General features: G+C 73.3%; 12 protein-coding genes and 3 tRNA genes. 6 read left to right on the top strand and 9 right to left on the bottom strand.

Going from position 1 to position 12,677, the window contains the following annotated elements; translation table 11 throughout:
• The 5 genes from ACFV8H_RS40010 to crcB (ACFV8H_RS39990) all read right to left on the bottom strand — a co-directional run.
• Positions 1-1,952 (bottom strand): DEAD/DEAH box helicase (locus tag ACFV8H_RS40010; protein ID WP_380409508.1); only part of this gene is annotated, 1,952 nt, incomplete at its 3' end.
• A gap of 195 nt (positions 1,953-2,147) precedes the next feature.
• A complete protein-coding gene (locus ACFV8H_RS40005; RefSeq protein ID WP_380409506.1) occupies positions 2,148-2,798 on the bottom strand; it encodes a hypothetical protein in 651 nt (216 codons plus the stop codon).
• A 176-nt stretch (positions 2,799-2,974) separates the two neighbouring features.
• Complete coding sequence (gene crcB, locus ACFV8H_RS40000) at positions 2,975-3,349, bottom strand: fluoride efflux transporter CrcB (protein WP_380409504.1); 375 nt, start codon at positions 3,347-3,349, stop codon at positions 2,975-2,977.
• Positions 3,346-3,735: a DUF190 domain-containing protein gene (locus tag ACFV8H_RS39995; RefSeq protein ID WP_380409502.1), complete on the bottom strand. Its 390-nt coding sequence runs from the start codon at positions 3,733-3,735 to the stop codon at positions 3,346-3,348. Before ACFV8H_RS39995 ends, crcB (ACFV8H_RS40000) begins: the two co-directional genes overlap by 4 nt.
• The gene (gene crcB, locus ACFV8H_RS39990) at positions 3,732-4,205 is read right to left on the bottom strand and encodes a fluoride efflux transporter CrcB (RefSeq protein ID WP_380409500.1); all 474 of its coding nucleotides are present in this window, start codon (positions 4,203-4,205) and stop codon (positions 3,732-3,734) included. The genes ACFV8H_RS39995 and crcB (ACFV8H_RS39990) overlap by 4 nt, the downstream gene beginning before the upstream one ends.
• Positions 4,206-4,275: 70 nt before the next feature.
• Between crcB (ACFV8H_RS39990) and ACFV8H_RS39985 the strand changes: the two genes are divergently transcribed.
• The 6 genes from ACFV8H_RS39985 (at position 4,276) to ACFV8H_RS39960 (ending at position 6,063) form a co-directional block, all read left to right on the top strand.
• Positions 4,276-4,617, top strand: coding sequence for a metallopeptidase family protein (locus ACFV8H_RS39985; protein ID WP_375895143.1), 342 nt, complete (start codon positions 4,276-4,278; stop codon positions 4,615-4,617).
• Between the two features lie 127 nt (positions 4,618-4,744).
• Positions 4,745-4,817 (top strand) — tRNA-Glu (locus tag ACFV8H_RS39980).
• A 55-nt stretch (positions 4,818-4,872) separates the two neighbouring features.
• Positions 4,873-4,946 (top strand) — tRNA-Asp (locus ACFV8H_RS39975).
• Positions 4,947-4,973: 27 nt separating this feature from the next.
• Positions 4,974-5,047, top strand: a tRNA-Phe gene (locus ACFV8H_RS39970).
• A 177-nt stretch (positions 5,048-5,224) separates the two neighbouring features.
• The gene (locus ACFV8H_RS39965; RefSeq protein ID WP_380409498.1) at positions 5,225-5,641 is read left to right on the top strand and encodes a prevent-host-death protein; all 417 of its coding nucleotides are present in this window, start codon (positions 5,225-5,227) and stop codon (positions 5,639-5,641) included.
• Positions 5,638-6,063 (top strand): cytotoxic translational repressor of toxin-antitoxin stability system, encoded by a 426-nt coding sequence (locus ACFV8H_RS39960; RefSeq protein WP_380409496.1) that lies wholly within the window; start codon positions 5,638-5,640, stop codon positions 6,061-6,063. The genes ACFV8H_RS39965 and ACFV8H_RS39960 overlap by 4 nt, the downstream gene beginning before the upstream one ends.
• Positions 6,064-6,197: 134 nt before the next feature.
• Here the strand turns inward: ACFV8H_RS39960 and ACFV8H_RS39955 are convergent, their stop codons facing one another.
• The 4 genes from ACFV8H_RS39955 to ACFV8H_RS39940 form a co-directional block, all read right to left on the bottom strand.
• The gene (locus ACFV8H_RS39955) at positions 6,198-8,675 is read right to left on the bottom strand and encodes a helicase-associated domain-containing protein (protein ID WP_380409494.1); all 2,478 of its coding nucleotides are present in this window, start codon (positions 8,673-8,675) and stop codon (positions 6,198-6,200) included.
• Positions 8,676-8,817: 142 nt separating this feature from the next.
• The gene (locus ACFV8H_RS39950; RefSeq protein ID WP_380409492.1) at positions 8,818-9,948 is read right to left on the bottom strand and encodes a hypothetical protein; all 1,131 of its coding nucleotides are present in this window, start codon (positions 9,946-9,948) and stop codon (positions 8,818-8,820) included.
• Positions 9,949-10,400: 452 nt separating this feature from the next.
• A complete protein-coding gene (locus ACFV8H_RS39945) occupies positions 10,401-11,447 on the bottom strand; it encodes an alpha/beta hydrolase family protein (protein WP_380409491.1) in 1,047 nt (348 codons plus the stop codon).
• 23 nt (positions 11,448-11,470) lie between these two features.
• The gene (locus tag ACFV8H_RS39940) at positions 11,471-12,391 is read right to left on the bottom strand and encodes a zinc-binding dehydrogenase (RefSeq protein WP_380409489.1); all 921 of its coding nucleotides are present in this window, start codon (positions 12,389-12,391) and stop codon (positions 11,471-11,473) included.
• Positions 12,392-12,677 lie beyond the last annotated feature (286 nt).

Genomic DNA, 12,677 nt, shown 5'->3' with positions numbered 1-12,677 from the left:
TCGCGGTCACCGAAGCCACCGGAACGGCCACCACGGTCGTCACGGTTGAAGCCACCGGAGCGGCCGCCGCGGTCGTCACGGTCACGGTTGAAGCCGCCCGAGCGCTCGCGGTCACCGAAGCCACCGGAACGGCCACCACGGTCGTCACGGTTGAAGCCACCGGAGCGGCCGCCGCGGTCGTCACGGTCACGGTTGAAGCCACCGGAACGCTCGCGGTCACCAAAGCCACCGGAACGGCCACCACGGTCGTCACGGTCACGGTCACGGCTGAAGGCCGGACGCTCGCTGCGCGCCTCGCGGTACGCCGGGGTGCGCTCCTCGGCCTGCGGCGCGGCGGCGGCCGGAGCCTCGGCGGCGGCCGGAGCGGCCTCCTCGCCGGCCTCGGCCGGGGCCTCGTCCACGATGCCCAGGTCGGCCCGCTCGCGCGCCGCACGGGCGGACAGGCGGTCGGCCTCCTCGCGCAGCTCGGTGGCGCGACGCTGCGCGCGCTCCAGCTGGCGGGTCATGTCGGCGAGCTCGCGCTCGGCGGCACCGGCGATGTTGGCGGCGCTCTCGGCCTGGACCTCGGTCAGCGAACGGGCGCCGGTGATCTTGGCGACCTCGGCGTCGAAGGCGTGGTCCAGGATGTGGCGGCTGGCGTCGACGCCCGCGTCCTCCATCAGGCGGAAGACGCCGCGGCGCTGGTGCGGCAGCACCAGGGTGACGACGGCGCCGGAGCGGCCGGCGCGCGCGGTGCGGCCCGAGCGGTGCAGGTAGTCCTTGTGGTCGCCGGCCGGGTCCACGTTGAGGACCAGGTCGATGCCGTCGACGTGGATGCCGCGGGCGGCGACGTCGGTGGCGACGACGACGTTGACGTAGCCGTCCTTGAAGTCGCCGAGGACGCGGGTGCGGGCGCCCTGGGTCATGCCGCCGTGCAGCGCGTCGGCCTTGACGCCGGCCTCGATCAGCTGCTCGGCGACGCGGTCGGCGCCCATCTGGGTGCGGACGAAGATGATGGTGCGGCCCTTGCGGGCGGCGATCGCGTTGGTGATCGGCGCCTTGTCCTTGGGCTTCACCACGAGGATGTGGTGGGTCATGGTGGTGACGGCGCCGGCCGACGGGTCGACCTCGTGGGTGACCGGGTTCTTCAGGTAGCGCTTCACCAGGGTGTCGATCTCGTTCTCCAGGGTGGCGGAGAACAGCAGGCGCTGGCCGCCGGCCGGCACCTGGTCGAGGATCTCGGTGACCTCGGGCAGGAAGCCCATGTCGGCCATCTGGTCGGCCTCGTCGAGCACGACGGTCTGGACGTCGGCCAGCTTGGCCGAGCCGCGGTTCAGCAGGTCGCGCAGGCGGCCCGGGGTGGCGACCAGGATGTCGACGCCGCGCTCCAGCGCGTAGATCTGGTTCGACATCGAGGTGCCGCCGCAGACGACCTTGAGCTTGAGGCCGAGCACCGAGCCGAAGGGCTCCAGGGCGTCGGCGACCTGCATGGCCAGCTCGCGGGTCGGGACCAGGATCAGGCCGCGCGGGTGCTTGGCGCGGGTGCGCTCGCCGTCGGCGAGGCGGGTCAGCAGCGGCAGGCCGAAGCTGAGGGTCTTGCCGGAGCCGGTGCGGCCGCGGCCCAGCACGTCCTTGCCGGCCAGGGCGTCCGGGATGGTCGCGGCCTGGATCGGGAACGGGGTGGTGACGCCGCGCTTGGCGAGGGCACGGACGACGTCGTCGTGCAGGCCCAGGTCGCCGAAGGTGATGGTCGGCTCGGCGGGCTCGGTGTCCTCGGCCGCCTCCTCGACGGTCTCGGCGGCGTCGGCGGCGTCGGTGACCTCGGCGGCGAGCTCCGCGGCCTCGGCGGTCAGATCGGTGGTGTCGGTGGTGTCGGTGACATCGGTGGTGTCGGTGACATCGGTGGTGTCGGTGACATCGGCGGCAGCCTCGTTCGCGGGCATGGCGAAGCGGGCGTCGTCAACGAGAGACATGCAAAACCTTCCGGAAGTGGCACGCGCCAAAGTCCGGGGTTCTGTTTCACAACCGCCTCTATGCGGTCAGCCACGGATCGCCGGAACGCGCCAAGGGCGCCAGATGGGAATAGGGCGCCAATCAAATGAATCAAACGAACGATCTACCACCATAGAGGAACCTCGGGATCGGAGGCAAATGCCCTGGCCAGGCCGCTAATGCGCACCCGCACCGGGGCTCGGGGCCGAAGATCCGGAGCTGCCGGTCGAGGGCTGGGGGCCCGGCGGGACGGTCGCGGCCGGCGTGGTGTGCTCCGGCTCCGGGGTGCCGGACGGGTGGCTGCTCGGGGTCGCCGACGGGGTTCCGGCCGAACCGCCGCCGGACCGGCCCTCCCCGGTGCCGGCGGTCCCGCCGGTGCCCGCCGAGCCACCGGTCGAGGCACCGCCCGGGTGGGGCGCGGGGCTGGTGTTCGCGCCGCCCGACGCACCGCTGCCGCCCGGCGCGCCCTCGGGAGCGCCCGCCCCCGGGACCGGGACCACCCCGGCCACCCCGCCGTTCGCGCCGGGCGCGAGCTCACCCGGCGTGGCGCTCGTCACCCCGGCCGGCGCGTTCTCGGACTGCAAGCCCCCCTGGTGCTCCGAGCGCCCCGACGCACCCCCCGGGTGCCCGCCGCCGGCCGGGGCCGAGGGACCGCCCGTCGCCCCCGGCCGACCCGCCGGACCGGCCTGGCCCACCGGCGCCACGCCGTGCTTCTCCTCCGCCGCCGGACCGACCGACATGCACCCGGTCAGCCCCAGTCCGGCCACCGCCAGCACCGCCGCCGCCCGTACCACCGCGCCCGAACGCGCCGCCCGCACCGAAGCCACCGAGCTCCCTCTCCATCGCCCCACCCGGGCCGCCCACTGCCGCGCGGCCGCTTTCGGTGCCCAACGCGCGCCGGGCGCGCCGGGACACGGGTGGGTGGCGCGGTTCTCGGCGGCCGCCCCCTCGGGAGCCCGTCCGGGGGCGCCAGGGAGCCGCCCCGAGCCCGTCCGGGGCCCGCTCAGCCCCAGAGCGCCGAGGCCAGCTCCGCCCCCGCGTACACCGCGCCCAGCCCCGCCGCCAGGCTCCCCGCCACGTTCGCCACCGCGTACCGCCCCGCACCGGACTCGGCCAGCCGCAGCGTCTCGTACGAGAAGGTCGAGTAGGTGGTCAGCGCCCCGCAGAAGCCCGTGCCGACCAGCAGTTGGACGTGCGAGGAGGCCGCACCGGCCGCCACCGCCCCGGTCAGCAGGCCGAGCACCAGGCAGCCGAACACGTTCACCGTGAAGGTGCCCCACGGGAACACCGAGTCGTGCCGGGACTGCACCGCCCGGTCGGTCAGGTACCGCAGCGGGGCGCCGACCACCGCGCCCGCCACCACCAGCAGCCAGTTCACTCCGCCGACTCCCCCGCGCCCGCACCCGGGCCCGCCTCCGCCGCGCCCGCGGCCCGCCCCGCGTACCGGACCACCTCGCAGCGGTCCAGCACCACCAGCCCCTCCGCGACCAGTTCCTCCAGCTGCGGCAGGAACGCCCGCACCCGGTCCTCCTCGTCCACGATCACCACCGCCACCGGCAGGTCCTCGCTCAACGACAGCAGCCGCGCCGTGTGCACCAGCGAGGAGGCCCCGAAGCCCTCGATCCCCCGGAACACGCTCGCCCCGGCCAGCCCGGCCGCCCGCGCCCGGTGCACGATCTCGCTGTACAGCGGCCGGTGGTGCCAGGTGTCGCTCTCCCCGACCAGCGCGGTCAGCCGCAGCGCCGGCCCGCCCAGCCGGCTCACCGGGCACCGCCGCGGTGGATCACGCGCCGGGTCAGCACCGCGGCCGCCCACACCGCACCGAGCGCGCCCGCCAGGGTCAGGCCCAGGTAGGCCAGCCCCGGCCCGAGCCGCCCGGCCTCCAGCAGCCGGCGGACGTCCACCGCGTACGTCGAGAAGGTGGTGAACCCGCCCAGCACCCCGGTGCCGAAGAACGGCCGCAGCAGCGGGTGCGCCGGACGCCCCTCGGTGACCACCACCAGGAACACCCCGATCACCGCGCAGCCCACCACGTTGATCAGCAGCGTCGTCCACGGGAAGGCCGACGGCCCGGTCTCCCAGCCCAGCCCGGCCGCGTACCGCGCCAGCGCCCCGATCGCCCCGCCCACCGCGACCACCGCCACGGCCGGCCCCTGCCCGCGCAGCACCGACGGGCGCTGGGGCGTCGGCGTCGCCGTCGCGGTGTCGTCCAACGCGTCCTCCGAGGTCGTCACGGGCCCATCAAACACCGCTGTCCGCCGCCTGGCACACCGTCACCCCAGACCCGACAATGATCCGGTGGAGATGACCCGGGAAGAGTTCGAGACGCTGGTCAGTGACGCCCTCGACCAGATCCCCCCGAAGCTCGCGGCGATGATGGACAACGTCGCGGTCTTCGTCGAGGACGAACCCGACCCGGGCGACCCGGAACTCCTCGGCCTCTACGAGGGCACCCCGCTCACCGAGCGCGGCGAGTGGTACGCCGGCGTCCTGCCCGACCGCATCCTGATCTACCGCGGCCCCACCCTGCGTCACTGCGGGACCCGCGAGCAGGTGGTCGAGGAGGTCCGCACCACCGTCATCCACGAGGTCGCCCACCACTTCGGCTTCGACGACCACGAACTGGACGAACTCGGCTGGTCCTGACCCGCCGCCGGAGGCCCCGCCGGACGCCCCACCCCCACCCGGCCCAAACCCGTTTTGGCGATCCGCCCCGCATCCCATATGCTTCTCGACGTCCCCGGAACGCTGGAAACAGCCGAACGGACCACAAGCCCTCATCGTCTAGTGGCCCAGGACGCCGCCCTTTCAAGGCGGTAGCACGGGTTCGAATCCCGTTGGGGGCACGCAGTACCGTAGTAAAGTGCAGTGCCGCAAGACCTTGGTGGTTCGCCACCACAAGGTCCCGTGGAGCAGTTGGTTAGCTCGCCACCCTGTCAAGGTGGAGGTCGCGGGTTCAAGTCCCGTCGGGATCGCTCGTCTCGCAAGAGACGGTGCAGTACGGCCAGGTAGCTCAGTTGGTACGAGCGTCCGCCTGAAAAGCGGAAGGTCGCCGGTTCGACCCCGGCCCTGGCCACATCGCCTGAACAGGCACAATGCCCCCGAAGCAGTTCGCTTCGGGGGCATTTTTTGCGTCGTTTGACGCCAGCGGCGCAGCGGACGGTCACCCCTTCACACTCTGCACCGCGTACGTTACGTACTTGACGTACTTCTCTGCTGAGGCGACCCTGGTTCTCGAACGAGGAGGCTCCCAATGACAGCAGTCCACTACGAGAGCTACACCGAAGCCCGAGCACACCTGAAGGATCTGCTGGACGCAGCGGGGCAAGGCCGGGTCGCGACCGTTCGCAGGGACAGTGGGTATGCGGCCGTAGTCGACGCGGGGCGGCTGCGCCACGCCCTCACACTGCTGTGCCCGTCCAAGGCCGAGGTGGTCGCCGAGGGCGGTGGCTGGTCGGTGTTCTTCCCCGGCCTCCCGGTCGCCGCGGACGGCGGCACGTTCGACGAGGCCATCGACGAGATGGTCGACGCGCTCCGCGAGTATGCGGAGGACTGGCAGGACCGGCTCCTGAACGCTCCGAACCACCGTGACAACTGGGGCCTGGTCCAGCTGATCGGTCTCAGCGACGACGCGCAGCTCCGCGACTGGCTGCTCGGAGTTGCGAAGTGACCTGGCCTCAACCGACACGCGAACGACACGAGCAGTTCTGCAAGGTCGAAGGCTGGGATCGGGTACGTGACGCGCGCGGTCGCACCGGCACCCACCACATCACCTACGAGTTCGGGCTCCCCGATGGGCGGATCCTGCGCACCCGGGTGTCGCACCCGGTCGACCGCACCGGGTACGGCGCGAGCATGTGGGCGCACATCCTCCGCGATCAGCTGGACGTGACGGAGGATGTCTTCTGGCCCTGCGTCCTGGACGGCACGCTTCCCGATCGAGGCGCGCCCGAGCCACCACGCGAGGCACTCCCCGCGGATCTGGTCCACATGCTGATCAACCGCGTCGGACTCACCGAGGACCAGGTCGCCGAGCTGGACAAGGCCCAGGCGATCGCGCGACTCCAGCAGTTCTGGACCGAGGGCCACTGACACACTGCTCTCACCGCCGGTTCAACGCGCCCAGCATGCCGAGCTCCTACCTACGGCCTGGGAGCTCCGGGGCGACTTCACCGCCACGGCGCGGTGCACACCGCCCTGCCAGAGCGCTTCGGGCGATTCCATGGTCAGCGGTCGGCCAGCAGCGCGCTCGCCAACGCCGATGCGGTGCTCGGTCCCTTGCCGTGGCGCGGTCGTGCTCCGGACAGTGACGGCATGCGGTTGGGGCCGTGTTCCCGGCGGGCCTTCTCGATGACCGTCGTCCCGGTCTCCGCCTCCAGCACGGGGGCGTAGCCGGCAGATCGAAGCGCGGCGAGGGTCGCTTCGGGCTCGGCCGTACTGATCAGCACCGTCGGCGCGATCCGTCGCAACCCGAGCTTGGCCAGCGCACGGGCTGCGGCGAGCTCCGACACCAGTGCCTCGTCGTCGGAGCGGATGCAGCACGCGGAGCGCACCACTCGCATCCGGCCGTGGGTCCGCGCGGTGTCCTTGATCAGGTAATCCAGCGGCTGCGGAAGCGGCCGCCCGCCCTCGGAGACGTCGGCCAACCGGGCCAGCAGGTCGGCGGCGTCCCATCCGGAGTCCAGCGCCCGGCGCACCGTCGCAGGGGTGATCCGCCACACCACGGCATGGCCCTCCGACTCCCGGGCCGCACAGGCGGCCAGCAGGTCGGTCAGCTCCGGTGCGCCAGATCCGGCGACCACGGCCGTGAGGTCCGCCTGGAACCGGGCGGTGGTCCGCGGTGAGGGCAGCAGCGCGTCCAGGGCAGCGGACACCTGCCGAACCACGTCGGCCAGCGCAGGATGGTCGCGCAGCGCCGGCCCGGCCCCCGGAACGGCGGGGAAGTGGCGGTGTGCACCCGCCCTCAGGAGCCCGAGCACGGCGTGCCCGAGCGGAGTCACCGCTCCGTGGGCCACGACCCCGAGCAGCTCCGCCTCCGCCAGGGTGGCCTCGACCCGCTCTTCCTCCCACGGACCTCGGGCGAGGCCGGTGGGGCGGAACCAGGCCGCCGTGGCGATGAGACCGGCGAGCGCGGTCGCCCGCGTGCGAGCGGACCTGCCGGTGGCGACTCCATGACCGGCCGGCAGGGTGGCCAGGGCCTCCAGCACGGCATGGCGCAGATCGACGGCCTCTCTGTCCTCCGGCGTGACCAGCGCGACCGGGGTGTCGTTCTCGTCCGGCCAGTGACTGAATACCTCGGGCACCACCGCCCAGGTGGCGACGAACGGCAGCAGCCGCTGAGCGGGTGGAGCCGCCAGCCACTCGTCGTACCGCTCGGTGGGCAGCATCCGGGCAGGCGGCTGGGGTTCCGGGCGACGCGTGCGGCCCCGCGCTCTCGCTGGGGCCTCAGGTTCCTCGGCGCAAGGGGTGATCAGGTCCGCATTGTTCGCCAGGTCGAGCCACAACCGGACCTGCTCCTCCGGCAATCCGACCGCCTTCGCCAGCCGGCGGGTGTCCCGGAGCGCGATCCCGCCTGCCTTGCGCACGGCCAGCGGCTGCACGGCCACCTGGCGGAGCATCAGCTCGATCCGGGAGGCCGCATCGGCCAACGCCGCCTGCGCCTGGCTCTCGACCGCGCCACCGTGGATCTTCACCGCCCCCTCGACCGGGGGCGGGGCGGGCTGGTAGCTCGGCGCGCGGTCGTGGTCGCGCAACGCGTCGGCCACCTCGCGCGGCAGTTCCGCCAGGTCCTCACCCACCGGAACGACCAGGCCGCGGGCGGCCAGCCAGTCCGTGCCGGGATCTCCCGAGCCGCCTTCCCGGAAGGTGAACTTGCCTCCGGCAGCCGGGTAGAAGCCGCCGTACCGGGAGACGAAGCAGTGCGTGCGCAGCAGTGGCGGGCCCGGAACCAGTTTGTCCAGCAGGTCCGACGCCGCGGGCGGCGCCTCGGCGACCATGGCACGCACGCGCCCCGCGTCCCTGAGCACATCCACGATCTGCCGCTGCGCCTCCTCCCGTGTCCGCGCCTTCGCGAGCCCCAGTCCCTGCGCGATGCGATGGATCTCCGGAGCGTTGAAGGCGTCGGTGAGCAGAGGTTCGGCGGGCCGGCCGTAGCCGCCGCCTTCGCCCGCCTCGCGGTGGAGCAGGATCGGAACGGTGACCCTGCTTCCGGGTGAGGGCAGCACCAGGGCCCGCTCGGTCAGCCGGGACAGCGCGGCCTCGGCCGCGGACCGCCCCGCGCCGTCGAGTTGCAGGAATCGGAAGAGCTGATCCCGGGTCACGGACCGGTCAGCGGGGTCGACCGCGGGCGCTTCGAGCCGCGGTGAACGGCCGCCGTAGCCCGTGAACAGGTGATGAGCCGACGGGACGGCCGAAAGCGGACCGTGAAGCCGTCCGCCCAGGGTCGCCACGGCGGTCAGCAGTTGAAGGTCCCCGAGGCTGACCTCGGTCAACCCGCGGGCCGTCGAGGCGTCCGTCAGCAGGTGGCCGGCCAGATCGCTCAGGTTCGCCACCCTGGCCGCGTACGGAAGTTCGCGCTGCTCCAGCAGTTCGGTCAGCTGCGCGGGAGTACGCTCGGCCAGCCAGATCGCGAGGCTTCGTGCTGCTTTCACCTGACCAAGCGTAGTGAGTCGCCAGCGGAGAGAGGACCGAAAGCTCGAAGCCACGGCCCCTCCGCCGTCGCTTCGCCGAGGCTGACTCAGATCGAAGTGGACGAGGACCTCCGAAGACGCACTCTCCCCCGGCCCTCAGCCGGGAGTTGCCCCCGCGGTGCCCCGGCGGCCGAGGCCCGTTGCGAAGTGACCGGCGTCAGCCTCGCAGGGCCCGGTCGTCGAGCCGGCGCAGCAGGCCGGGCAGGTGCCGGTATTGCTCGCGGAGCGTGGCCAGCCGCTTCCGGAACTCGACGCCGCGTCCGACGTGGTCACAGGCGTCACGGAGTTCGACCAGGAGGGCCACGGCGGTGTCGTAACGGGCTGCTTGCTTGCGGGCGGCGTGGTTCTCGACTTCGCGCCAGATCGTTTGCTCGTCGGCGGCCAGGATGGTCAGCTTCTTTGCCCGTGCCTCGACTCGAACCCGCTCGGCACCCTGCCGGCGCTCGGTGGCCAGCGTGTGCGCGGCGTCCAGCAGTTCTGCGGCGGAGCGCTGCCCCGGCACCGTCACTACGGGCGGCTCGCCGTACAGGCGGCGCAGGAGTCCTGCTCCCAGCTGAGGCTCGTCGCCAAGTGCCAGGCGCAGCAGGAGGTCGTTCTTCTCCTTCGCCGGAAGCGCGGCGATCAGCGGCGCCAGCTCCTTCTTCCCGGGCCGCTTCCGAGGCGCGGGGGCCGGCGGGCTGGCCTGGGCGGCGACCGCCAGCAGGTCGGCGTCGACTCGTAGGAAGTCCGCGAGCGCCCGCTGCGGTGCGGTGAGCCGGTCGAGCCCAGCCGGGACCGGGGGCTCGACCTCGTCCTGGTAAGCCTCCTCGTCGTCCTGGAGTGCCCAGGCGCCGATGGCGGACAGCCATGCGAGGTACAGGGCGCGGTGGTCCCCGGCGGCCAGCTCGGCCCGAACCCCGGCGACGGCGCCGAGCGAGTCCTCGGCGCCCTCGTCCCAGTCTCCGCTCTCGTCCTCACGGCGCAGGTCGAGGATGAGGTGGGTCTTGGTCGTCCATGCCTCGACGGACCCGTCGAAGCAGTACGGCTCCACAGTCTTCGGCCCGAGCTGTCCCTTGGGCAGGCGGAGGATCACCTGGTGGGTTCCCCAGTTGGTCAGGTAGAGGTGAGCGTCGTAGTACCGCTCCACCATCCGCCTGGGATCGCCCCTGAAGCTGCCCCACTGGTATTCGTTGGTGAAGCTGGTCGCGGTGATCCGGGCCCGGGTCGACAGCGCCCGCAGTTCGTCCTGCTCCTCGCCGGTCAGCGGGCGGTCGATCGCCAGGAACTCGTAGTACTGGTACTCGCTCATCACCGCGACGCTAGCGGGTCTGCCGGCCCTCGATGATGGAATCCGTCAAGCCCGAGTCCAGCCCGGAGCTGTACCACCTGAACCTGGCGTAAGCCGCGTGCTCGCGACGCTGCTCGGCTTCGACACGGCGGCCGACTTCGACCCGACCCGCTTCGACCCTCACCGGACGAACCAGCGGCGCCGCGCTCTCGACTGGTGAAGCCCAACCGGCTCGTCCGTGCCGGTTGACGCCAACGCTGACGCCAACCGGCCCGAACAATGGCGCCTGCCAGCAGCCATCCCCGGACGGCAGAACCACTCAAAGTCGGGCATCCCGACGCCCCGGCTTGGCCTGAAAAGCGGAAGGTCGCCGGTTCGACCCCGGCCCTGGCCACAGCCAGTGGAGGCCCCGGAGAGTTCGCTCTCCGGGGCCTCTCGCGTTTCCAGAACTCGCCCGCCCGGGCGGCGGGTTGTCAGGCCAGCTGGGTGGCGAGCCAGTCGGCGGTGGCCGGGAGCCAGTCGGGCAGGGCGGTGCCGAGCAGGTGGTTGCCGTGCGGGACGAGCAGCAGTTCGGCGTTCGGGGCGTGCTCGGCGAGGACGGTGGCGTTGGTGACGCCCGGGATGCGGTCCTCGCCGCCCTCGACCACCAGCAGCGGGAGGGTGATCGTCGGGGCGAGCGCGGTCAGGTCCAGCCGGTCGGCGAAGGCGCGGGCCGCCTCCGGGCTCCCGCAGCGCTGGACCAGCGTGTCGGTGACGAACGGGGGCAGCTCCGCCCAGTCCAGCCGGTACGGTCCGCTGACCGTCGCGGCCGCGCGCAGCCGGGGCTCGTGGGCGGCGGCCCGCGCCGCGTAGTAGCCGCCCAGGCTGAGGCCGATCACCGCCGTACGGTCGAGGTCCAGTCCGTCGTGGCCCGCCAGCGCGTCCAGGGCCCGGCCCACCACCCGGTGGTAGTCCGGCTCCGGCGCACTGGTGGCCGCCAGCACGCCCTGCCCCGGCCCGTCCATCGCCAGCACGGCGACCCCCCGCTCCAGCAGGGCCCCGGCCAGCGTGTGGAACTCCTCCTTCGAGGAGTCCATGCCCGGCACCACCAGCACCACCGGGGCCCCGCCCCGCACCGCCGCCGGCCGGCGCAGCCAGCCCGCGAAGCCCTCGCCCTCGACCCGCCGGGCGTCCGGCTCCAGCAGCGCCAACGACCGCCGCATCGCCTCGTCGGCCTCGTCGGCGAGCCGCGCGGCGGCGGCCCGGTCGGGGTGCGGCATCAGCCCGGCCGCGTGGAACCAGCGGGCGGCGCGGCGGTAGGCGGTGCCGGCGGTCACCGTCCGCCCCTCGGCCGCGGCCCGCTCGGCCTCGGCGACGTACCGGCGGCCGGTGCCGCCGAACGCGTCCGGCCACTCCTCCAGCGAGGCCAGTCCGGCGGTCACCCGGTCGTACTCGTACAGGTCGAGACCGGCCCCGTGGGCCCGAGGGCGGGCGTCCGCCACGTACGCGGGCAGCAGACCGGGGGTGTCGAAGAAGGACACGATGGGTTGTCTCCGTTCGGGGTTCAGACGAGGGTCAGGACGGCCTTGCCGCGGATCCGGCGGTCGCGCAGGTCGGTGAGGGTGGTCGCGGTGTCGGCCCAGGGGGCGGTCCGGCCGATCTCCGGGGTCAGCCGGCCGACCGCCACCAGGCGCACCAGGGTGGCCAGGTCCGCGCCGTACGGGACGTCGGAGTCGGCGTAGTGGAAGTGCCGCAGGGTGGCCGACTCGGGGCCCTTGAAGAAGTCGAAGAAGTCCAGCGTCACCGGCGTCCGCGAGGCCTGCCCGAACCAGACCAGGGTGCCCCGCCGCGCCAACCGGGCCAGCGCCACCGGCAGGTTCGCACCCCCCGTCGACTCCAGCACCACGTCGTACGGTCCGCGCGCCTCCCCGAGGTCGTGCACCACCTCGGCCGCCCCCAGCTCGGCCAGCCGGCGGCCGCGCTCCGGCGAGGCGGTGACCACGGTCAGCTCGGCCCCGGCCGCGGCGGCCAACTCGGTGAAGTAGTGCCCGACCCCACCGGAAGCCCCGGTCATCAGCACCCGCCGCCCGGCCACCGCCCCCACCGTCCGCAGCAACCGCAGCGCGGTCAGCCCCGCCAACGGCAGCGCCGCCGCCCGCACCGCGTCCAGACCGTCCGGCAACTCGGCCACCGACCCGACCGGCACGCACACGTACTCGGCCCACCCACCCGCCGGAGGATGAGCGACCACCCGCCGACACACCGCGGGCCCCGCCCCGTCGGCAGCAGCCTGCACCACCAGCCCCGCGACGTCCTTCCCCGGCCGCCACCCCGGCTGCGGCGCCTCCAGCTGGAAGGTCTCCCCCCGGTTCACCGAGAACGCCTCCACCTTCACCAGCACCTCCCCCGGCCCCGGCTGCGGCTGCGCCACCTCCGCGAACCGCACCGGCTCCCCCACCTCACCCGTCGCCACCAGCGCCTTCATCCCCGCACTCCCCTTCACTCGGCAGACCCCCACCCCACCCCGCCCACCCCCACCCGGTCCAACAACCCCCCCGCCCCCACCCACAACCCCCAGTTGTCCCCCCACCCGCACCACCCGCACCCACCCCACCCACAGCACCCCCTCCCCACCCCCCACCCACCCACAGCACCCACCCCCACCTCCCCACCCGCCCAAGGCGAGAGGGACGCGCTGCGGGAGGGGGCGGTGGAGGGGGTGGGTGCGGAGAGCGGCGTAACGGGTGATTTTCAGACCGCCCACGGCGAGA

Source organism: Kitasatospora sp. NPDC059827 (assembly GCF_042731675.1).
Lineage (GTDB): Bacteria > Actinomycetota > Actinomycetes > Streptomycetales > Streptomycetaceae > Kitasatospora.
This window is presented reverse-complemented; position numbering and strand designations above follow the sequence as displayed.